This window comes from Wolbachia endosymbiont of Aedes albopictus, from assembly GCF_024804185.1.
GTDB classification, from domain to species: Bacteria; Pseudomonadota; Alphaproteobacteria; order Rickettsiales; family Anaplasmataceae; genus Wolbachia; species Wolbachia pipientis_B.
On the sequence record NZ_CP101657.1, the window covers coordinates 42,741 to 65,739 of the forward strand.

Genomic DNA, 22,999 nt, shown 5'->3' on the forward strand with positions numbered 1-22,999 from the left:
GTATTTTAATGGTTGATTCTTCTTATATGTACGCTTCTGGTGCTTTTGTTCCTAGAGTTTCTTATTCTAGGTCGATTGATTTAAAAGATTCTTTATTGGATTTGGTTAAGGTTCAAAAAGAATCGTATGATTCATTTGCTCCTAAGAATAAGGGTAATGAAAGACTTGAAGTTATCTTTCATACAATCTTTCCAATAAATGATCCTTTGCGTAGGGCTACTATTGAGTTTATAAGTTGTAGGGTAGATGATCCTAAGTATGATGAATCTGAGTGTATAAAGCGTGGTGTAACTTTTTCTGCTCAGGTTATTGCTTCTATACGTCTTGTTGTTATGCAGGATGGTATTTCTCTTGATGAATATAAATCGATTAAAGGGAGTGGAGATCATTCTAAACTTGCAACCGTTGTAAAATCTATAGAAGAGCAGGAAGTCCACTTTTGTGGGTTGCCTATGATGACTGATAAGGGCACTTTCATCATTAATGGTGTAGAAAAAGTTATTGTCTCACAAATGCATAGGTCTCCTGGTGTATTTTTTGATAGCGACAAGGGAAAAACTTACAATTCTGGTAAATTGATCTATTCTGCTAGAATTATTCCTTATAGGGGTTCTTGGCTTGATATTGAATTTGATGTTAAAGACCATTTGTATTTTCGTGTTGATAGAAAAAGAAAATTGCCAATCTCAGTTTTGTTAAAGGCGTTAGGTCTATCAAATAATGATATACTCGATAGATTTTATGAGAAAATAAAGTATGTAAAACATAAAGATGGTTGGAAAGTGCCTTTTGTTCCTGATAAATTTAAAGGAGTGAGGTTGCCTTTTGACTTAATGGATATTCAAGGTAATGTGCTGCTTAAAGCTAACGTTCGTATTACCTCAAGACTAGCTAAAAAGCTATATGATAATGAATTGAAAGAGTATCTGGTTCCTTTCAATTCTATATGTGGTTTATTTCTCGCAGAAGATTTAATAGATAGTGCTAGCTCTACGAAAATTTTATCTGCTGGTGAATCTATAAAACTGGAAGACATAAAGAAGCTTGAGTTATTGTCTGTGGATGAAATATCAGTATTGAACATAGATAATGTATCTGTTGGACCTTATATATTAAATACGCTTTTCTTAGACGAAAACATGTCTTATCAGGATGCGCTATATGAAATATATAGAGTTTTGCGTCCTGGTGAAGTTCCTGTTTTAGAGATAGTAGAGGAGTTTTTCCGTAATCTTTTCTTCAGTCCGGAATATTATGATTTGTCTAACATTGGTAGGTTGAAGCTTAACTCTTACCTTGGATTAAATTATGATGAGGATTTAACTGTTTTAACGTATGAAGATATTATTGAAATTGTAAAAAAAATAGTATTGTTACGTGACGGTCAAGGATCTGTAGATGATATTGATCATTTAGGAAACAGAAGAGTAAGATCAGTCGGAGAGTTTATAGAAAATCAATTTAGAACTGGGTTGTTGAAATTGGAACGCGCAATAGTTGATTCTATGTCCACTTCTAGTTTAGATAAAGTTTCTCCATCTGATTTTATTAATCCAAAAGTGTTAACTAATGTATTAAGAGATTTTTTCAATTCTTCTCAATTATCTCAATTTATGGATCAGACTAATCCATTATCTGAAATAACACATAAAAGAAGGTTGTCCGCGTTAGGTCCTGGCGGTTTAACAAGAGAAAGGGCAGGATTTGAAGTGCGTGATGTTCATCCAACTCATTATGGAAGAATTTGCCCTATTGAGACTCCTGAAGGGCAAAATATAGGGTTAATCAACAGTTTAGCTATATACGCGCGTATTAATAAATATGGTTTCATTGAAAGTCCTTATAGAAAAGTAGTTAATAGGGTTGTTACTGATCAAATTGAGTATCTGTCCGCCATAGATGAAGGTTTATATTATATAGCTGATACCAGCGCAAAGCTCGATGAAAATAATTGCTTTGTTGATGATATGCTATACTGTAGATATGCTAGTAGTTTCATTATGGTAAGTAGTGATCAGGTGAGTTACATTGACGTATCTCCTAAGCAGGTAATATCAGTTGCGGCTTCCTTGATTCCATTTTTAGAAAATGATGATGCTAATAGAGCATTAATGGGCTCAAATATGCAACGTCAGGCCGTACCTTTATTGAAGCCCACCGCTCCTCTGGTTGCTACTGGTATGGAGTCTTTTGTAGCTTCTGGCTCTGGTGCTGTAGTTTTAGCAAAACGCGATGGCATAGTTGATAGTTCTGATAGTAACTCTATAGTTATACGTGCTTTTGATAAAGAAAGGGTTAACTACTTGGACGTAGATATTTATCATCTAAGGAAATTTCAGCGTTCTAACCACAATACTTGTATTAATCAAAGACCGCTAGTGTGCGTAGGTGATTATGTTAAAAAGGGTGATGTAATAGCTGATGGTCCTGCAATTAACAGTGGTGAGTTGGCGCTTGGTAAAAATTTGCTAGTCGCTTTTATGTCTTGGCAAGGTTATAATTTTGAAGACTCTATTATTATTTCTAGTGAAGTTGTTAAAAAAGATCTCTTTACTTCTATTCATATAGAAGAATTTGACTGTGTTGTACATGATACCCCTTTAGGATCAGAAAAAATAACTCGTGCTATACCTGGTGTCAATGAAGAAAATCTATATCACTTAGATGATAGTGGTATAGTGAAAATTGGTACAAGAGTTGGTCCAGGCTATATTCTGGTAGGTAAAGTTACACCTAAACCTTCTCTTTCATTGCCTCCTGAAACGAAGTTATTAATGACAATTTTTGGTGAAAAGTCATTCGATTGTGCGGATTCCTCTTTATATACATCTCCAGATGTTGAAGGGACAGTAATTGATGTACAAGTCTTTACACGCAGGGGGGTTGAAGAAAATGAAAGGGCATTACTCATCAAACAAAAAGAGGTAAATGACTTTGAGGGAGAGCGAGATTATATAATCAATGTTACTAGTGAATATTTCTATGATGAACTGAAGAAACTTCTTATTAATTCTGGTTCTCAAGATCGAGAAAAATTTGACTCTATTGAACGTGAGCAATGGTGGGGTATAGGATTAAAAAACCAATCCATTTCTGAGCAAGTTAAGAGCTTAAAAAAAGATTTTGATGAAAAAGTATCACATGCAATAGCACAGTTTAAGCGAAAAGTAGAAAAATTACATGAAGGTTATGACCTGCCTCAAGGTGTGTCGATGTCAGTAAAAGTTTTCATTGCTGTGAAACATAGTCTGCAACCAGGGGATAAAATGGCTGGTAGACATGGGAATAAAGGTGTGATCTCTCGAGTTGTACCAGTGGAAGATATGCCTTATTTGGAAGATGGTACTCCTGTTGATATTATTCTTAACCCTCTTGGTGTTCCTTCACGAATGAATGTAGGACAAATACTGGAAACGCATGTAGGTTGGGCTTGTAGAAAATTAGGGGAAAGGGTAAGTAATATTCTCGATGAGATCAATAAAATCAAAAGTGCTTTTTGCAAGGGAATTAGGTCCCTTAACGATGATAATTTTACACAATTTGCAGTAGCATACCTTGACAATAAAAAAATTGAAAATATTGATGATGATGAAATAATGGCTTCTGTTTTAAATACACCTAATAAGAATGCACTAAATGACGAGTTGAATGTGTTAGTAGAGAACTATTTGAACTCTTGTAAAAGTTCATACAGCAATTTACGTGATTTCCTGATTGAGGTTTATAGCTATGGTAGTAACGTATCTATCTGTAATGATATTCGTAATATTAGTGATAATAATCTCATTGAATTTGCACGTAAATTACGTGATGGCGTTCCTGTTGCTGCACCTGTATTTGAGGGTCCAAAAGATGAACAAATAGCAAAATTATTTGAACTTGCTGGTTTGGATCACTCTGGACAAGCTGTATTATACGACGGTTGCAGAGGTGAAAAATTCGACCGCAAGGTTACAGTTGGTTACATGTACATGCTTAAGTTGCATCACTTGGTTGATGGTAAAATTCATGCACGTTCAGTAGGGCCTTATAGTTTGGTTACTCAACAACCTCTAGGAGGAAAATCTCATTTTGGTGGTCAGCGTTTTGGTGAAATGGAATGTTGGGCATTACAAGCCTATGGTGCTGCTTATACTTTGCAGGAAATGTTAACTGTGAAGTCTGATGATATTAATGGTAGAGTTAAGATTTACGAATCGATAATAAAAGGTGACAGTAATTTTGAATGTGGAATTCCTGAATCCTTTAATGTGATGATAAAAGAACTACGTTCTTTATGTTTAAATGTAGATTTAAAGCAAAATAATGTAGTGATTGAAGATATATCTCACACTAACATTGCACAACCTTTTAATGAGGTTAGCATATCGATTGCTAGCCCTGAAAGTATTAAGCGTATATCTTGTGGTGAGATAGAAGATGTTTCAACTGCAAATTATCGTACGTTCAAAGTTGAGAAAGGTGGATTATTTTGCCCTAAGGTTTTTGGCCCTGTCAATGACGATGAATGTTTATGTGGAAAATACAAAAAAAGAAGACACAGAGGTCGCATATGTGAAAAATGCGGAGTAGAAGTTACATCTTCCAAAGTAAGAAGAGAAAGGATGGGTCATATAGAGCTTGCATCTCCTGTTGCTCATATATGGTTTTTGAAATCGCTTCCTTCAAGAATTGGAGCATTATTGGATATGTCTCTCAGAGATATTGAGAATATTTTATATAGCGATAATTATATCGTGATAGATCCTCTTGTTTCGCCTTTTGAAAAAGGTGAGATTATGAGTGAAAAAGCTTATAATGAAGCTAAAGATAGCTATGGGATCGATAGTTTTGTAGCTATGCAAGGTGTTGAAGCTATAAGAGAGTTGCTAACGCGCCTTGATTTACATGAAATTAGGAAGGATTTAAGACTAGAATTAGAGTCTGTTGCTTCTGAGATAAGAAGAAAGAAAATTATAAAGAGATTGCGTATTATTGAAAATTTCATTAAATCTGGAAATAGGCCTGAGTGGATGATACTTACAACTATACCTATTTTACCACCTGATTTGCGTCCTTTGGTATCGCTTGAAAGTGGTCGTCCTGCAGTTTCTGATCTGAATCATCATTATAGGACTATTATTAATAGAAATAACAGGTTGAGGAAATTGTTGAGCTTAAATCCTCCTGAGATTATGATTCGTAATGAAAAAAGGATGTTACAAGAAGCAGTTGATTCTCTTTTTGATAATAGTCGTCGTAATACTTTGGTAAACAAAGCTGGTGCCGTTGGATATAAAAAGTCCATTAGTGATATGTTAAAAGGAAAACAGGGTCGTTTTCGCCAGAACCTCTTAGGAAAAAGGGTAGACTACTCTGGACGTTCTGTAATAGTTGTTGGTCCAACTTTGAAACTAAATCAGTGTGGATTACCAAAAAGAATGGCTCTTGAACTATTCAAACCTTTTGTTTACTCAAAGCTTAAGATGTATGGTATGGCTCCAACTATTAAGTTTGCTAGTAAGTTGATAAGAGCAGAAAAACCAGAAGTTTGGGATATGCTTGAAGAGGTAATAAAAGAGCATCCTGTTTTGTTGAATAGAGCGCCTACGCTACATAGGCTTGGTATTCAGGCTTTTGAGCCAATCCTTATTGAAGGCAAAGCAATACAGCTTCATCCGCTTGTTTGTACGGCGTTTAATGCTGATTTTGATGGTGACCAAATGGCAGTGCATGTGCCAATTTCATTGGAAGCTCAGCTTGAAGCTAGGGTGTTGATGATGTCCACTAATAACGTTTTAAGTCCTTCTAATGGCAGACCGATTATAGTTCCTAGTAAAGATATAGTACTTGGTATATATTATCTGACTTTACAAGTACCTAAGGAAGATAATTTACCATCTTTCGGTGCTTTTTGTGAAGTTGAGCATTCTTTGAGTGATGGTACTTTACATATTCATTCTAGTATAAAGTATAGGATGGAGTATATTAATAGCAGCGGTGAAACTCACTATAAAACTGTTTGTACAACTCCCGGCCGTTTGATATTATGGCAAATTTTTCCTAAGCATGAGAATCTAGGCTTCGATCTAATAAATCAGATATTAACAGTCAAGGAAATAACTGGTATAGTTGATTTAGTATATCGTAACTGTGGTCAAAGTGCTACAGTGGCATTTTCTGATAAACTAATGGTACTTGGCTTTGAGTATGCCACATTTTCTGGTGTTTCTTTTGGTCGTTGTGATATGGTTATACCTGAAACTAAAGCTACACATGTTGATCACGCGAGGGGTGAAATTAAGAAATTCTCTATGCAATATCAAGATGGGCTAATAACTAGAAGTGAAAGGTATAACAAGGTTATAGATGAATGGTCTAAGTGTACGGATATGATAGCTAGTGATATGTTAAAAGCAATATCTATATATGATGGAAATAGTAAGTACAACTCAGTGTATATGATGGTTAACTCTGGTGCAAGGGGTTCTACTTCACAGATGAAACAGCTGGCAGGAATGCGAGGGCTCATGACCAAACCTTCTGGTGAGATTATAGAAACACCTATAATTTCTAATTTCCGTGAAGGATTGAACGTATTTGAGTACTTTAATTCTACTCACGGTGCGCGTAAAGGTTTAGCTGACACTGCGCTTAAAACTGCAAACTCTGGATACTTAACTCGTCGTTTAGTTGATGTGTCTCAAAATTGCATAGTTACAAAGCATGACTGTAAAACAAAAAATGGTCTTGTTGTGAGAGCTACAGTTGAAGGAAGTACTATAGTTGCATCTCTAGAGAGTGTTGTGCTGGGTAGAACATCTGCAAATGGTATATATAACCCAGTGACAAAAGAATTATTAGTAAAAGCAGGGGAATTAATTGATGAGGATAAAGTAAAGCAAATCAGCATTGCAGGTCTTGATGCTGTAAAAATTAGATCGCCTTTAACTTGTGAAATAAGTCCTGGTGTGTGTTCTTTGTGTTATGGAAGAGACCTTGCAACTGGTAAAATTGTTTCAATAGGTGAAGCAGTTGGTGTTATAGCTGCTCAATCTGTTGGAGAGCCAGGTACTCAGTTAACGATGCGTACTTTCCACATAGGTGGGGTAATGACTAGAGGCGTTGAATCCTCAAATATTATAGCTTCTATTAGTGCTAAAATAAAGTTAAACAATAGTAATATAATTATAGATAGAAACGGAAATAAAATTGTGATAAGCCGTTCCTGTGAAGTTGTGTTGGTTGATAGCCTTGGTAGTGAGAAGTTGAAGCATAGTGTACCTTATGGTGCTAAGCTTTATGTGGATGAGAGTGGGTCAGTAAAAATTGGCGATAAAGTTGCGGAATGGGATCCTTATACATTGCCTATTATCACGGAGAAGACTGGTATAGTGTCTTATCAGGACTTAAAAGATGGAATTTCGATCACTGAAGTGATGGATGAATCTACAGGAATATCAAGCAAAGTAGTAAAAGACTGGAAATTGCATTCTGGTGGAGCTAGTTTACGTCCTCGTATTGTGCTGCTTGACGATAATGGTGAAGTAATGACACTCGCAAGTGGCGTTGAAGCATGTTATTTTATACCAATTGGTGCAGTGCTCAATGTACAAAATGGCCAGAAGGTTCATGCAGGTGATGTTATTACAAGAACACCAAGAGAGTCAGTTAAAACTCGTGATATTACTGGTGGTTTACCAAGGGTTATAGAGTTATTTGAAGCACGTCGTCCTAAAGAGCATGCTATTGTTAGTGAGATAGATGGCTATGTAGCGTTTTCTGAAAAAGACCGTAGAGGAAAACGCAGTATATTAATTAAACCTGTAGATGAACAAATTTCTCCAGTTGAATATTTGGTATCAAGAAGTAAGCATGTAATAGTCAATGAAGGTGATTTTGTGCGTAAAGGTGATCTATTGATGGATGGTGACCCTGATCTCCATGATATTTTACGTGTGCTTGGGTTAGAAGCTCTAGCGCATTATATGATTTCTGAAATACAGCAAGTTTATAGATTGCAGGGTGTTCGTATAGACAACAAGCATTTAGAGGTGATCTTAAAACAAATGCTACAAAAAGTGGAAATTACTGATCCTGGTGATACTATGTACTTGGTTGGCGAAAGCATTGACAAGCTGGAAGTTGATAGCGAAAATGATGCTATGAGTAACTCTGGCAAACGGCCTGCTCATTATCTTCCTATTCTGCAGGGGATTACTAGGGCAAGTCTTGAAACTAGCTCCTTTATTTCTGCTGCCTCTTTCCAAGAGACAACAAAAGTACTTACAGAAGCAGCATTCTGCGGGAAGAGTGATCCTTTAAGTGGATTAAAAGAAAATGTTATAGTAGGAAGATTAATTCCTGCTGGTACAGGTTTGATTATGAATAAGATCAGAGCACTTTCACTTTGTGATAATGTAGATAAATATGAAAAATATTTTGATATTGAAACTTATGACGAAAAATGGTTGATGGATAATGGTTGTCATTTACACTCTGGTAAGGAAGAGAGCGTGGTAGCATCACATTATGATCAGTCGAATTGAGTACAGTTAGTGTGTCTCTTGACCAAAAAAGCCAATAATATTTTCTTTCACTTCTGTGCTATCTATCATGTTATTTACTCTCATGCGAAATTCAGATGAGCTTTGAAGCCCGCTACTGTACCAACCTATGTGTTTGCGGGCTATCTTTATTCCTGTGTCATTTCCATAGTACTCAAGAATATTGTCGTAATGCTCAAGTATGATGCTTAATCTCTCTGAAGCTGTTGGCTCAGAAGTTTCGCTTCCATTCAGAAAATTCATTGCTTGATTAATCAGCCAAGGTTTACCGTAGGCACCACGACCTATCATCACTCCGTCTGCTCCGGATTCTTTAAGAGCACTTTGAATATCACTTAAGTTTTTAATATCGCCATTTACTATAACTGGAATTTTCACTTGTTCTTTAACATTTCTAATGAATTTCCAATCTGCTTGACCGTTATAGAGCTGTGCTCTTGTCCTTCCATGCACAGTAATCATTTTTGCTCCTAAATCCTCGGCAATTTTCGCAAGTCTCGGTGCATTGCGATTTTCATTGTTCCATCCAGTGCGCATTTTCACCGTAACTGGCACATTCACTGCTTTGACTACGGCCTCAATTATCTCAGCGGCTTTTTTCTCATCGCGCATTAGCGCTGATCCTGCGTAACCGTTTACAACTTTTTTAACAGGACAACCGAAATTTATATCTATTATTTTTGCACCCATATCCTCATTTAGTTTTGCAGCCTCTGCCATTACATCCGGCTCGCATCCAGCAAGCTGAACGGCAGTTAGCTCATCAACTTTTGCTTTTTGTAGACTCTGGCAAGTTTGCATGATCATGGCTCTGCTTGCAATCATCTCTGAAACCAACAAACTTGCACCTAGCTTCTTTACAATACTTCTAAATGGATAATCAGTTACCCCTGACATTGGAGCTAAAATAACTGAAGAATCAATCGTCAAACTTGCTATTTGCAGGGGCATGAGGTTAATGATAATTCTTCATTGTGAACTACATGCTGCACCTCTGAGGTAGAAGATGTCTTCGTCCTTGGCGGAAGCTCATATAAAAACCCACTCTCTAGATCTTTCTTCCATTCCTGATCATTCATAAGTGCTTCTGCAAACTCTCTTCTTTTCTCATTCAAATCAAATTTGTATTCCGATAACTCTTTGTCAATTTTATCAAGTGATTTACCTTCGTTGAACATTTGTGTGATTTTACAAGCATTTTCTAACGCGAATATTCCACAATTACAGCCGTCGTTTTGCTGTTTAGTTTTAGAGCTTTTTATGTTATCGCTTCTTATTTTCAAAATTGCTTCCAGTGCACTTACCATATTGTCGATATTTATTGAGACGTTAACTAATTCATTTTTCCTGTCTCGACATGTTTGTGCTGTCTCTTGGACATCTTTACTCATTTCTTTTTTTCCTTGCATATTTAACTCACCAGCTTGGTCAGTAAGAGGTACAACCAATTTGTCTTTAATTTCATTTGCAAGTTCTATTTTCTTACGTTGACTACCAGGACTTGGTAAATCAGCACTAAAAGAATCACAATAGTAAGCTCTAAATTGTTTATTATCTAAGTTGTATGCAACAACCAGCGTTACCCAATGATTACCACCTAAGTTAACAACTGAAGTAAATGTTTTGTTCAAACTTTCCAGTTCTGCTTTATTTTTATATTCTCTTAATCTTTCATTCAAAGATTCAAGGTTACCAGGTATACAGAAGAATACAACACTGCCTGTAGAATCTTCTGAATACCCATATTTGATTCTTGCAATGTGGGCAATATCATGTTGCTGTAGCCAGTAAGCATAATTTCCTCTATTTGTCTGATGTGCAAGAGTTTGCAGATCTTCACAAAACCTCCCTGGAGCTTCTTTTTCACTAAAGTAACCTCTGACTGAGTAAAACAAAGGCTCAACAGCTACCTTATATACGACTGCAAGAACTATTCCGATCGCAATCCAAATCATAGGACGAGAAATTAGCATAGCAAGTGGCAAGGTCAGTAGAGGTGATCCTATTACCGTTCCTAAACAGCCAGCAGCGAATGTGGCTGCTAGGCATACGCAAGCAGCGTAGATAACAAATTTTCCACCAGCAAAGTAAGTGCTCTTTTTAAATTGATTATATTTTTCTGTGATGCCCAACATACTATACCTTATGAACACTAAGTTAATTAATTTTAACAAATTCTAGCAATAAAATCAAACATAATAATTTTAGTAATATGAGAAAATATTGAATATTAAGAGCTTTTGAAGTACAGTAATAATGTTAGTAATAGCACAATATATGCACGATATAGAATATATACGCAAAAACCCTGAAGGATTTGAAAAGGTAATGAAAAGCAGGGGGATAAGAGAGTTTTCTGCAAAAGAGGTATTAGAAATTGATCACGAGAAAAGGTCATTAACCACTAAATTGCAAGATTTAAATAGGCAGCGCAATGAAATCACAGAGGAAATAAAGAAGCTTAAAATGAGCAAGAGCCCTTGTGAAGAGCAAATAGAGTTGTCAAAAGACATCACGAATGAGATAGAGGCAATTAGCTTAAAGGAACAAGCAGAAAAGGATAAGTTAGTGAATGTTTTATCTAACTTGCCGAATATTCCTGCGCAAGATGTGCCAATAGGCGCAGATAAGAACTCTAATTTAGAGGCGAGAAGATATGGAGGAAAAAGACAGTTTGATTTTGTACCAGAATCTCATTATGAACTCGGAGAAAAATTAGGTTTAATGGACTTCGAACAAGCGGCGAAAATTTCCGGATCAAGATTTGCGATATTAAGAGGGCAGTTAGCTAGGCTTGGCCGAGTATTAATAAATTTTATGCTTGAAATGCATGTTAATGAATTTGGCTATACTGAGGTGTACCACCCAGCTTTGGTGAAAAACGAGGCTATGTATAATGTTGGTCAGCTACCGAAATTTTCTGACGATTCGTATTTAACTACCGACGAATTGAGGTTGATTCCCACAAGTGAAGTGTTTTTAACAAATTTGGTTGCTGATAAAATAGTAGAGGAAAAAGAACTGCCTATTCGTTTTACTGCGTATTCAGAGTGTTTTCGTAAAGAAGCAGGCAGCGCAGGGCGAGACACGAGAGGCATGATAAGGCAACACCAATTTGGTAAAGTGGAATTGGTGAGTATTACAACTGAAGACCTATCAAATGATGAACTTGAGCGCATGACGAGTGTTGTTGAAGAGATATTAAAAAAACTAGAATTACCGTATAGAGTAATGCTACTGTGTAGTGGTGATATGGGTTTTGCTGCACAAAGGACTTATGACATAGAGGTATGGTTACCTGAGCAAAATAAATATAGAGAAATATCAAGCTGCTCAAATTGTGGTGCATTTCAAGCAAGAAGGATGAACGCTAAATACTCTTCAGAAACTGATAAAAAGATAAAAAAATATGTTCACACTTTAAACGGCTCAGCTTTAGCTATAGGAAGAACGATTGTTGCCATAATGGAGAATTATCAAAATTCTGACGGGTCGATTGCAATACCAAACGTGTTGCAAAAATACATGAGTAATGATACTGTTATAAGCAAATAATAATTTTGACATGTAGAAAAGCGAGGAAATAAAGATGAAGCTTCTGGTTATAGGTTCTGGTGGACGTGAGCACGCTCTACTTTGGGCTCTAAAAAAATCTCCTATCTTGACTGAGTTATATGTAACTCCTGGTCGCCAAGCTATGAAAGATCTTGGGACTCTTGTGGATATAAATATTCAAAATTCAGTGGATGTCACACAATTTTGCAAGAGAAAAAATATAGAGTTGGTTGTTATTGGTCCAGAACAACCAATAATTGATGGGCTTGCTGATGATTTAGTTGCAGAGGGAATAAATGTTTTTGCTCCGAGTCAAGCAACTGCAAAACTTGAGGGATCAAAGTCTTTCACCAAAGGACTATGCAAGCGATATGGCATACCAACTGCCAAGTACGAGTGTTTTGTTGATGAAGGATTAGCTAAAGATTTTGTACGTAGCAATAAAATAAAGTTTCCACTTGTAATGAAAGCAAATGGAATTGCAGCAGGGAAAGGCGTGATGATATGTTACACAGAAAACGAAGCTTTTTCAGCAATAGATTCAATGCTAGTGGAGAAAGAATTTGGTGAATCAGGTGAAGAAATAATCATAGAAGAATTTTTAATTGGAGAAGAAGTAAGCTTTTTTGCTCTTGTTGATGGGTTGAAAGTAGTAACTCTTGGGTGCGCAAAAGATTATAAGAGAGTGAATGAAAATGATGAAGGCCAAAATACTGGGGGTATGGGATCGTACTCATCACCTTCAATTATAAGTAAGGACATGGAGCAAAAAATCATCCAAAAAATGATATACCCTACAGCTCAAGCATTGGTTAACATGGGTACGCCTTATAAGGGAGTACTCTTTGCTGGTTTAATGATTTGCAGAGATGGCCCAAAACTTCTCGAGTATAACGTTAGATTCGGCGATCCAGAAACGCAATCTATATTACCTAGATTTGATTCAAATTGCGATTTATTAAAATTGATGTTGTCAGTTGCAGAAGGAAAGTTAAATGTCAAAATGGTGGAACTTAACAACAAATCTACAGTTTGTGTAGTTGTTGCAAGTAAAGGCTATCCTGGTGATTATCAAAAGGGAGAAGTAATTAAGGGATTAGATAAAATTGAAGGCATTCCTGGTATATTGGTATTTCACGCTGGTACTAAATTAGATGAGAGTGGTAATTGGATTTCAGATGGCGGAAGAGTGCTAAATATAGTAGCAGAAGGGAGCACTATAGAGGAAGCCAAAAGTAAGGTGTACTCAGCATTAAATTTTTTAGAATGGCCAGGGAGCTTCTTCAGATACGATATTGGTAGTTAATGTTAGCTGTCGGTTAGCAGTTAGCCCGCAGAAACGAAAAAACTTACTTGACAAACTTCACCAGCCCCCTTATTGTAGTATTAAGGGTATTTATGACTCAAAACTTGTTCTTGACCTGCAGGCTCAATGACAAAATTCAGTAAAAAACTCAGAGTATTTATTGGCGGATTACATAAAATTATAGCGGCTGCATGTCTTTTTTATTTTTTCTACATTCAGCCAAATCGCGCTTATTTTAAGCGTTAGCACATTATTACAGCGCCACTTACAGTAATATAGAGTCAAAACTCGCACCACGGGACTTCTTTTGCCTTTTTTTCGCTTGGTAAATTTCTTAATGTTTGTAGCTAAACGACAACCGTCATCCCTGTAAAGGTCAAGTATCCCGCTGCGTGTTAGCGCCGCGGCGGTATGACGGTTCGCGGTGGCATGACGGTTCGTGGCGGTATAGCAATTCGTCATCCCGCTGCTTGTTAGCGGGATCTATTGCCGAGATACCGCGGCGGTATGACGGTTCGCGGTGGCATGACGGTTCGTGGCGGTATAGCAATTCGTCATCCCACTGCTTGTTAGCGGGATCTATTGCCAAGATACCGCGGCGGTATGACGGTTCACGGTGGTATGACGGTTCACGGTGGCATGACGATAAGCTCGTCATCCCGCTACGTGTTAGCGGGATCTATTGCCAAGATACCGCGGCGGTATGACGGTTCGCGGTGGCATGACGGTTCGTGGCGGAATGACGGTTAAGCAATTCGTCATCCCGCTACGTGTTAGCGGGATCTAAAGATACCGCGAATGAATCGCGGTATGACGGTTAAGTAGGGTGTCATTCCAGCACGTGACGCTGTAATCTAGTCTTTATTATGCAGCCACTTATTTAAAGTTAAGTTTCCTGGATCCCAGTGTCTGGGCACTGTAGACAATGTGGCAAAAAATATCATAGAATTCAATAGGATAATCCCTAGGGAATTCCTGCGTCCAAAGAGTTAAGTCATGTTGATGCTGTTTGAATGAGCTGACATAAAGATAAGCCAAATTTTTACAAGGAAAACATTTCAAGTAGCAAGACAACTTTGATTGAACCAAATTTATGGGGTGAGCAACTGCGCTACCACTAAATCAACAAATCTATAATAGGAGGCTATGAAAACGCCAAAACTGACTGGTGAATTAGTATGTGATATATATGAGTTAACAAATAAAGATAGAAAGAATATACAAAAACTAGCAAGAAAAATAGAGGAAGGGAAAGGTATTGCTGGAAGGTTTAGAAATAGAGTATTCAAAAAGTCCAGCTATAACGCAAGCACGATTCTTTTAACGAAAATAATTTACAAGTATCAGGGCAGAGAGGAGACATTGTCACTACTGCATTATGCTATAAGTCATAAAAATAATCAAGCTGTAAAAGATCTTTTAGAAGAAGCCGAAAAACAAAAACTATTAAAGGAATTTCTGAATGAAGAAATGACCACAAAACATTCAGATGGTCGGGAAGAAACTCATACAATACTTACAGATGCTATATCACGTAGAGACAATGACATGATTAGAGCAGTGTTAAAGATCTCTGAGGAAAAGGGTATCTTGAAAGAGATTGTCAAAAAAAGAATAACAATAAAACATTCAAATGGCAAAGAAACAACTTACACTCCATTCACCTATGCTGAAGCGTGTGAAAATAGTGAAGCTGTAAGAGAACTGGGAAATATTCTTAATAAGAGAGTAACCCAGCAGTCCACTGTTGTAACAGCCAAAACTACTACAGCTAGAAGTGAAAAAGTGCTTCAAGGTAATATCGAGACACCTGCTGACACATATGAAAATAGTAATAAAAGTAGTCTTGAAGAATCTATAGAACATAAACCATGCGAAAACAGTAATGCAATAGCTATAGAGGACAAAGATATCGCTGCTTCAATAGAAAAGCTTGATAATACTGGAGACCAACTGATATGCGAAAAAAATGAAACTGCTGTAACAGAAACTGACATACAAGGACAAAGATACCGTCTCACCAGTCAACAAAAAAATTATAAAAATTGCTCAAGTTACATCATAAAATCAAAAAATACTTTCAATTTACATCCTGTGTAGCGGTACACAGATTATAGTTAGTGGATATGTTAATTAGTTACATATAAGACAGCAGAAATTTACTTATCAACATATCCACTAACCAACTACATTCAATAAATTTGTGTAAGATACTATTTCGCATAAGATGTGATAGAAAGCATTTTTTGATTTTAAAGCACTAAACCTTCAGCCAACCTCTTAGCCCTATAGTTTTTTATATGATCTGGATCAAAAGCCTTCTTTGAACTTAAAACACCAAAAACAATATGGAGTAACTTACGCATTGCCGCTCCCACAACAGCCATATTATGCTTACCTTTCTCTTTCAACCTTTCGCAAAAAGTCATAATAATAGGATTATGATTCTTAGCTGCTATAGCAGGAAAGAAAAGTGCCTTACGTAATGTTCGTGAACCAGCCTTACTTAATCTGGGCTTGGCATATACAGAGGAACCTGATGTTATATTTCTCGGTATAACTCCTGCATATGCTGCTAATTGCCTGGCATCTCTAAAAGCTTTTATGTCAGGAACCTCAGCTAAAATAGCTATTGCTGATTTTTCTCCTATACCTGAAATAGTCAGTAGAAGTTGAAAATTTTCCAACAACTCTTTGTGTTGCTTTAATAATTCACGTATGGAGTTTTTTATTGTTTCTATTCTTTGTTCTATGTTCATTGCAAGGTCTTCCCAAGCATTTGCAACTTCTTTAGGCAGTCTCTCTTTTTTTTCTAAGTGGTTATTTACCAATGTCAATTCATCTTTTAACGCAGCCGAGCAACGATAAAGATGTTTTAACTTTTTTAACTCAGGAGAAGGTGGTGTCCAACGAGTTGGTTCCTGTCTTTGGCAATAATCAGCAATAATTTCTGCGTCGGTCTGATCATTCTTTTGTCGTACAAGCTTACTCCTTGCATAAGATTTTATGCAATAAGGATTTACAACACTAACAAAATATCCAGCATTGTGAAGAAATTCAGCCAAAGCTTCGCCATAACAACCAGTAGCTTCCATACAGGCTTTTACTTCTTCTACATTATGTTTTTGTAGAAAGTCCTGCAAACCTTGAAACCCAGAATCCTCGTTTTTAAAATTCCTTTTCCTAGTTTCACGTTTTCCTTTTTTGCTTATGAATGAAAGAAAAACATCAAAGCGATCTTTTGATATGTCTATTCCTAAAAAGTTGTTGATCATATATAACCCCATACGTTACCATTTAAAATGAAAAGTAAGGCTTACCTTGTGAATACAGAATTAGAACCATTTAGGTTTTTCTACGATACCGTCCAGCCTATACTTTTGAGAAGGGAACTCTTATCTGCAGCACAGATTTTATATCTAAGCCAAATACCAAAGTTTTTCCCTTCTCCATCTAATGCTTAAGCTTAAAACATTAAATGCTTTTTACAAGATACAAGCTAGATGTTCTGGAGAAAACTTTTGCCCAGCACAACAAATAGGAAAGTTAAAACATTTTGTGGAAGTTTTTGACATTAAAGGTTTTGGCAATAAACAAGTAGAATTCTTTTACGATCTTGGCTTGATAGAATAAATCCCTGACATTTTTACTCTCGAAGAAAAACTTGAAAATTTCGACTTAAGTCAACTAAAGGGGTGGGGTAAACAGTCGATATCTAATTTGTTGGATTCAATAAATAGCAGAAGAACCATAACCCTCAACAAATTTATAACTGCTCTAGGGATTCTGCACGTCGGACCGCATACAGCAAAATTAATAGCCGACCGTTATAAATCTTATGAGAGTTGGTACGAAGCTATTGCTCAATTGTCTTATGGTAGCTGTCAATTAATGAGCATAATAGGTGTAGCCAAGGAGATTACAGCTTCCTTGGAGGAATTTTTTTCTGATGAGAATAATGTTGAAATGGTAGAAAATCTCGCCGTGCAGTTAACTATTCTTCCTGTAGCTGCTAATACTAGTAATTCCATTTTTAATGGCAAAACAGTAGTTTTTACTGGAAAACTTTCAAAAACAGAAAGAAATGAAGCGCAAGTAAAAGTAGAATCTTTAGGTGCCATAATAAGCTCAAGTGTGTCAAGTAAAACAGCCTTCTTGGTTGTCGGCGAAAAACCTGGATCAAAGCACAAAAAAGCTGTGGAACTGGGTGTTAAAATTTTAACCGAGGAGGAATTTTACAAATTAATTCTGGAAGAAAAACCGTAATCTCAACTTTATTTATCTGAACTTTCAAGTTCTTCAGTGGATAAGCCGGTTACTTGGGAAATGGCATCGATAGAAACTCCTAACATAAGTAGATTATTTGCTACTTTGATTCCCTCTACTTTATCAATCTTTTCTTTGTAAATTTGCCTTCTTTGGGATAAAAATTCTACCCATACATCCAGTTCATCTTGTGATTCTTGATTGTTAATTTTTTTTAACTCTCTCGCCCAACTTAATAGCTCTTTTTCTCCTTCACTATCTGTATCTTCGTCTTCACAACAGTTTTCTCCTGTTGATTTAAGTGCCAGATCTTCAGCATTCACTGATAACTTTCTTGCTATTTCCCATAACCTCTCACCGAACATGGTGCTCCCTTGTTCATAGTAATGTATCTGTGGACCTCCTACACCAAGCTCTTTTGCTAATTCCTCTTGCGTATACCCTTGTATTATTCTCCACTTTTTCATTCCATCCCTTTTGTTGGAACGCCTAGAACTTTTTTCTTCTTTATTTTCATATGCGTCATCTGATAAACCTGTTGCTCGGTAGATTATATCGTTAGCAAATCCTGCCTTTAGCATATTCTTCGCCATTCTTATTCTTGCTGCTTTTATAGCACTTTCTTCCTCAGCCCGAATAGATTTGGTTAATGCGTAAATTGCTTTGCGTCCCCTTGTTTTTGCTATGAAATTGGACATCCATTGAGTCTTATCACAACAACGATTTTCTTTGAGTACTTTTTGTCTAGGAAGCAGATCACTCAAGCTAACTGATAATGCGTCTGCTATAATTTGTAATTCCTCATCTGGAATGCTACATACCCCTAGTTCATATCTTCGCAGCGTATGATAGTTTATACCTGTTTTGTCTGCTAAGTCTTTTATGGTATATTTTCTTTTTAACCTCCAGCTTCTTATTTTTTGCGCTATTTTGTATCTTATAGAGATATTTGCCATGCCGCAACGGTTTTACGGAAATAAACATTTATACCCTGTTAATAGGCTTTTTGCTACTTTGTCAAAAGATTAAATTTAGCTTATGTTTATTGGAAGAGCTCGGCTTGGACTGCGATTTATATAAAGCTTTTACGCAGTCCAATTTGAGAAGGAAGCCCTTTGTTTAACGTTTCCTAAAGGCTTCTTGGCTACCTCCACATGTCCTATCCACCCACGATAGTGTTTCACTTGAGCCACTAACCGCCTTTATTTCTTCTGTAACCTTCTCTTTACTCCACTTGCCATCCCTAGGGAAACTTCCTTTTTCTACCGCTTCTTTGACTGTCATTCCCCCAAAAAGGCAACCTTTTCCTACTACTTCGCCTCTTTTTTGTAGTTCAGCCCACATTTCTTGGTTTCCCACTCTTACCTGTACTTGATAGCAGTTTTTTACATCATGGTACAATATAATATTTAGCTTGCCAACACTTGTAGGAAATTCTAACACGACTGAGCTACTCTCTGATACATCAATGTAGTTTCTCTCACCTCCTTTCTCAGTTCTGACTTCAATTTCACTATCGCCCATTTTTATAATGTTACTTCCTAACCCTTTGTCTAGACCTAAATCTCTTGTGCCTTCTAGTACCTTGGCAACCTCTATTTTACTATCCTCAGAGAATTCCATAAAAAATGTTTTGTTGTCCATTTCCACGTCTATTACGGCTCCTCTTTTAACAGCACTTTCACCGACTTTCCTTAGTTCTTCAAGTCGCTTATCTATCTGTGGCTGCATTTCCGGTTGCAGTTCTTTATAAATTTCACCTAACAGTTTATTCTGCAACAGATTGTCATGAAACTCTGCTCCTCTTAGTATTAATTTACTCATTATCTTTTTCTGATCACCTTTTTTGAACTTGTGAAAATGCATACCCAGACTCAGCAAAGCTCCGGCCTCCCTCATCACACCCATTCATCCTCATTCCAGCAGCTATTGCCTCATCTACAACTTTGTTCAGCTCACTTGGATTTTTTGCTGTTACAATTGCACTTTTTAACCGGCTCAATCCTTTACTTTCCCTTGCACTTAGCTTTATTTTTTGCAGTCCTGAAACAAATGGATTTAACCCCTCTGGATAATCTTCTTGATTACTTGCTGGTTTTGTGCCGTAAATACGATCAAGTCCTTCTTCGAAGTTTATTTGGTTTTCGCGACCATCTCTACTAGGGGAAGGCATTGTACCTCCAGGATTTTGGTTATTAATTTTGCTCACAAAGTTAGACGGTTGTATATCAATGCCCTCAAGAGCACTAAATATTTTGCCCAATAACTTGCGGTTAATATTGAACTTACGATTCTTTTTATTTGGGTCTTTTCGAACCATTGTAATTTTTTTACTAGCCATATAAGCCTCCTATATTAAGCATATTATCTAAGTCTATAGAGCAATTTATTGCTTTACTATTAACTTAATATACAAATTATAGAAAGATCTTGTATAATTTGCAACTATTTGTAACAAAAGAATAAAGCTTTTTGGGCTTTTATTCGTTTATTATAACTTAATACACAAGTTATACAAAGATCTTGTATGTTTTACAACTTTTGTGATGTCTTTTTCCAAATCTCAGCTATAGAAATATGCTTTCCTTAAAGCACTTATATTCATATTTCGTATTGCTTCCACTAGCAGTAAATTTCCCAAACCTGAAAAATTTGGTTTATAACAGCTCTCTTTCCTTAAAGCTGCAATATCCTTTGTCTGTCACAATAATGTGATCCTCTAGCTCAATTCCCACTCCTTGACATGCTGACACTAATTCTCTAGTCATAACTTTATCATCTTCTGATGGTTCTAAACTCCCTCCTGGATGGTTGTGAGCTAATATTATTGATGCTGCCTCCATTGATAATGCCTTTTTTACCACTTTCCTTTCAGATAGGTGCACCTCATCTATTGTACCAAAATACACTTCGTCTCTTATCAAACGGTACTGTGTATCCAAATATATTATCTGGACAGCTTCTTTTGCTGAAAAGCCTATACTTACCCTTACATATTCTATGAGCTTTTCTTGGCTATCCATTACAGGGCCTCTCTTTAACCCTTCTCTTAGTGCCCTCTTGTAAGCTTCTTTAACACATTCAATTGCTGCGGCTGCATGTTCGGTCATTCCGTCTATCATTTTCAGGTCATCGATTTCTCGCCCTAAAATTTCTCCTATGCCTGGGCAATTGTCCATTAGATTTTTAGTAACATCTTGAGCTTGGGCCCTGTCATGAACTGCCCCTAGAAGTACTGCCACTATTTCACGATCAAATAGAGCACTTCCTCCTCCGCTTTGTAGTACTCTCTCAATTTTTTCTATAAGTTTTTCACTATTATTCTTGTTATTCATAAAATATACCATTCATTAATAATAAATTGTTTTTAAATGTTTACTGCTATTTTTTTTAGCAGTATTGGCATAAAGCCATCCATTTTGGCGGAAGTCAAGTCAATTTTTTCGATTTTTTTTGTTTATTTTTTTTATGAAAATACAAAAGATATTAATAGATGTTTATTCCCTTAAGCGCGTGTTTAAAAAAATAAGTATCGTTTAAGGCTACTCTGCAGGCAAGCCAGTTATTGAAGAAATAGCATCAACAGAAACACCTAGTATAAGTAGATTATTTGCTACTTTGATCCCCTCTGCTTTATCAATCTTTTCTTTGTAAATTTGCCTTCTTTGGGATAAAAATTCTACCCATACATCCAGTTCATCTTGTGATTCTTGATTGTTAATTTTTTTTAACTCTCTTGCCCAGCTTAATAGCTCTTTTTCTCCTTCATTATCTGTATCTTCGTCTTCACAGCAGTTTTCTTTCGTTGATTTAAGCGCCAGATCTTCAGCATTCACTGATAGTTTTCTTGCTATTTCCCATAACCTTTCACCGAACATGGTGCTCCCTTGTTCATAGTAATGTATCTGTGGACCTCCTACACCAAGCTCTTTTGCTAATTCCTCTTGCGTATACCCTTGTATTATTCTCCACTTTTTCATTCCATCCCTTTTGTTGAAACGCTTAGAACTTTTTTCTTCTTTATTTTCATATTCATCAACTGATAAGCCTGTTGCTCGGTAGATTATATCATTAGCAAATCCTGCCTTTAGCATATTCTTCGCCATTCTTATTCTTGCTGCTTTTATAGCACTTTCTTCCTCAGCCCGAATAGATTTGGTTAATGCGTAAATTGCTTTGCGTCCCCTTGTCTTTTCTATGAAATTGGACATCCATTGAGTCTTATCACAACAACGATTTTCTTTGAGTACTTTTTGTCTAGGAAGCAGATCACTCAAGCTAACTGATAATGCGTCTGCTATAATTTGTAATTCCTCATCTGGAATGCTACATACCCCTAGTTCATATCTTCGCAGCGTATGATAGTTTATACCTGTTTTGTCCGCTAAATCTTTTATGGTATATTTTCTTTTTAACCTCCAGCTTCTTACCTTTTGTGCTATTTTATATCTTGTAGCGTTAGTATGCTTTATACGGCTACTATTAATGTTACTAGCTGTCACTCTTTTTCACACGATTTCAAAACAAACTAACTCTCAGATGCCTGTTGAAAACTAGTATATTCAATGCCTATGCTGTGACAAGCTAAAATGGCACAGGTAACTTATGTTGCTACGGTCTTTAATCTACGTAACTTGGAGTTTCTTCTCTTTTTTAGTGGTTTCTGGATCTCATGATTCCTATATTTCAGCTTTTTAGTTTCTTTTCTAGCCAGTCTATCCGCCTCCTCGTTTGCCATTGTGAGCTCTAACCCACTTCCAATTAACGTCATGCTGTAAAGCAACTTCATCTAGCTCTTTCCATAATTCTATGTTTTTTACTGGGCTTTTATTCGCCGTCCTCCAACCATTTATCTTCCATTTGTTGATCCATTCTGTTATACCTTGTTTGATATAGAGGCTATAAGTATGTAAAATAACTTCGCAAGAAACTTTCAACACCTTTAGACCGTTAATCACAGCCTTTAACTCCATCTTGTTGTTCGTTGTGTTTTCTTCACCTCCAGAGATACGTTTCTTGATAAAGACACTTTTATTTTCATACATAACTACAGCAGCCCAGCCTCCTGGACCAGAGAACAAGCTCCATCCGTATACCTTCTTTTTTTCGCCCATACTCACAGGATATGGATTTAACATAAATTTGCTACTGAAATATGTTGATATTGAGTTTCGGATTTTTTATTATGAAGGTGTGAGAGGTTAATGAACCTGTCCTCGCGATGTTAGGTAAATCGTAATTGAGCTTTTGGGCTCGTATTTTTATTAGGAGGTTAACCTCTCACACCAAAAATAAGTGTTTTTAAAGCTCTTTAATAGCTACTGAA

At 36.5% G+C, this 22,999-nt stretch carries 13 protein-coding genes and 2 pseudogenes; 7 read left to right on the forward strand and 8 right to left on the reverse strand.

Annotated features, from left to right (window positions below):
• Positions 1-8: 8 nt before the first annotated feature.
• Positions 9-8,528, forward strand: coding sequence for a DNA-directed RNA polymerase subunit beta/beta' (locus NHG98_RS00240; RefSeq protein WP_096641434.1), 8,520 nt, complete (start codon positions 9-11; stop codon positions 8,526-8,528).
• A gap of 6 nt (positions 8,529-8,534) precedes the next feature.
• On the opposite strand, the gene dusB is transcribed toward NHG98_RS00240, so the two are convergent.
• Together dusB and NHG98_RS00250 are read right to left on the reverse strand one after the other, a co-directional pair.
• Positions 8,535-9,497, reverse strand: coding sequence for a tRNA dihydrouridine synthase DusB (gene dusB / locus NHG98_RS00245; RefSeq protein ID WP_096641435.1), 963 nt, complete (start codon positions 9,495-9,497; stop codon positions 8,535-8,537).
• Positions 9,482-10,681 (reverse strand): hypothetical protein, encoded by a 1,200-nt coding sequence (locus NHG98_RS00250; RefSeq protein ID WP_096641436.1) that lies wholly within the window; start codon positions 10,679-10,681, stop codon positions 9,482-9,484. The genes dusB and NHG98_RS00250 overlap by 16 nt, the downstream gene beginning before the upstream one ends.
• 142 nt (positions 10,682-10,823) lie before the next feature.
• On the opposite strand from NHG98_RS00250, the gene serS reads away from it, so the two are divergent.
• From serS to NHG98_RS00270, 4 genes are all read left to right on the forward strand, one after another.
• A complete protein-coding gene (gene serS, locus NHG98_RS00255; protein ID WP_096641438.1) occupies positions 10,824-12,101 on the forward strand; it encodes a serine--tRNA ligase in 1,278 nt (425 codons plus the stop codon).
• A 34-nt stretch (positions 12,102-12,135) separates the two neighbouring features.
• The gene (gene purD / locus NHG98_RS00260) at positions 12,136-13,407 is read left to right on the forward strand and encodes a phosphoribosylamine--glycine ligase (protein ID WP_096641437.1); all 1,272 of its coding nucleotides are present in this window, start codon (positions 12,136-12,138) and stop codon (positions 13,405-13,407) included.
• Between the two features lie 392 nt (positions 13,408-13,799).
• On the forward strand, positions 13,800-14,114 hold the full coding sequence (locus NHG98_RS00265) for a hypothetical protein (RefSeq protein WP_259245416.1): 315 nt from the start codon (positions 13,800-13,802) through the stop codon (positions 14,112-14,114).
• 439 nt (positions 14,115-14,553) lie between these two features.
• Positions 14,554-15,507, forward strand: a complete 954-nt coding sequence (locus NHG98_RS00270) for a WD_0033/WD_0034 family tandem repeat-containing protein (protein WP_096617662.1) — start codon at positions 14,554-14,556, stop codon at positions 15,505-15,507.
• A gap of 152 nt (positions 15,508-15,659) precedes the next feature.
• Here NHG98_RS00270 and NHG98_RS00275 read toward each other — a convergent pair whose 3' ends face one another.
• On the reverse strand, positions 15,660-16,682 hold the full coding sequence (locus NHG98_RS00275) for an IS110 family RNA-guided transposase (protein ID WP_096617660.1): 1,023 nt from the start codon (positions 16,680-16,682) through the stop codon (positions 15,660-15,662).
• Between the two features lie 181 nt (positions 16,683-16,863).
• Between NHG98_RS00275 and NHG98_RS00280 the strand changes: the two genes are divergently transcribed.
• Both NHG98_RS00280 and NHG98_RS00285 read left to right on the forward strand, forming a co-directional pair.
• Complete coding sequence (locus tag NHG98_RS00280; RefSeq protein ID WP_259245417.1) at positions 16,864-17,040, forward strand: hypothetical protein; 177 nt, start codon at positions 16,864-16,866, stop codon at positions 17,038-17,040.
• 87 nt (positions 17,041-17,127) lie between these two features.
• Positions 17,128-17,673 carry a BRCT domain-containing protein gene (locus NHG98_RS00285; protein ID WP_096617658.1) on the forward strand — a complete coding sequence of 182 codons (546 nt, stop codon included), beginning with the start codon at positions 17,128-17,130 and terminating at the stop codon, positions 17,671-17,673.
• Positions 17,674-17,681: 8 nt separating this feature from the next.
• Here the strand turns inward: NHG98_RS00285 and wmk (NHG98_RS00290) are convergent, their stop codons facing one another.
• From wmk (NHG98_RS00290) to rnhA, 5 genes and pseudogenes are all read right to left on the reverse strand, one after another.
• Complete coding sequence (gene wmk, locus NHG98_RS00290) at positions 17,682-18,629, reverse strand: WO male-killing family protein Wmk (RefSeq protein WP_259245418.1); 948 nt, start codon at positions 18,627-18,629, stop codon at positions 17,682-17,684.
• Between the two features lie 163 nt (positions 18,630-18,792).
• Positions 18,793-19,993 (reverse strand): annotated as a pseudogene (locus tag NHG98_RS06480) (hypothetical protein).
• Positions 19,994-20,330: 337 nt separating this feature from the next.
• Positions 20,331-21,008 carry a JAB domain-containing protein gene (locus NHG98_RS00300; protein WP_096676808.1) on the reverse strand — a complete coding sequence of 226 codons (678 nt, stop codon included), beginning with the start codon at positions 21,006-21,008 and terminating at the stop codon, positions 20,331-20,333.
• Between the two features lie 207 nt (positions 21,009-21,215).
• Positions 21,216-22,175, reverse strand: a complete 960-nt coding sequence (wmk, locus tag NHG98_RS00305; protein ID WP_096676806.1) for a WO male-killing family protein Wmk — start codon at positions 22,173-22,175, stop codon at positions 21,216-21,218.
• A 200-nt stretch (positions 22,176-22,375) separates the two neighbouring features.
• A pseudogene (rnhA, locus tag NHG98_RS00310) lies at positions 22,376-22,768 on the reverse strand (ribonuclease HI); the annotation flags it as partial.
• Positions 22,769-22,999 lie beyond the last annotated feature (231 nt).

What these genes read in the sequence shown, in the direction of transcription:
- NHG98_RS00240 (WP_096641434.1), top strand. Translation starts at nt 9, where the DNA reads ATGGTTGATTCTTCTTATATGTACGCTTCTGGTGCTTTTGTTCCTAGA.
- dusB (WP_096641435.1), bottom strand. Translation starts at nt 9,497, where the DNA reads ATGCCCCTGCAAATAGCAAGTTTGACGATTGATTCTTCAGTTATTTTA.
- NHG98_RS00250 (WP_096641436.1), bottom strand. Translation starts at nt 10,681, where the DNA reads ATGTTGGGCATCACAGAAAAATATAATCAATTTAAAAAGAGCACTTAC.
- serS (WP_096641438.1), top strand. Translation starts at nt 10,824, where the DNA reads ATGCACGATATAGAATATATACGCAAAAACCCTGAAGGATTTGAAAAG.
- purD (WP_096641437.1), top strand. Translation starts at nt 12,136, where the DNA reads ATGAAGCTTCTGGTTATAGGTTCTGGTGGACGTGAGCACGCTCTACTT.
- NHG98_RS00270 (WP_096617662.1), top strand. Translation starts at nt 14,554, where the DNA reads ATGAAAACGCCAAAACTGACTGGTGAATTAGTATGTGATATATATGAG.
- NHG98_RS00275 (WP_096617660.1), bottom strand. Translation starts at nt 16,682, where the DNA reads ATGATCAACAACTTTTTAGGAATAGACATATCAAAAGATCGCTTTGAT.
- NHG98_RS00280 (WP_259245417.1), top strand. Translation starts at nt 16,864, where the DNA reads ATGCTTAAGCTTAAAACATTAAATGCTTTTTACAAGATACAAGCTAGA.
- wmk (WP_259245418.1), bottom strand. Translation starts at nt 18,629, where the DNA reads ATGGCAAATATCTCTATAAGATACAAAATAGCGCAAAAAATAAGAAGC.
- NHG98_RS00300 (WP_096676808.1), bottom strand. Translation starts at nt 21,008, where the DNA reads ATGAATAACAAGAATAATAGTGAAAAACTTATAGAAAAAATTGAGAGA.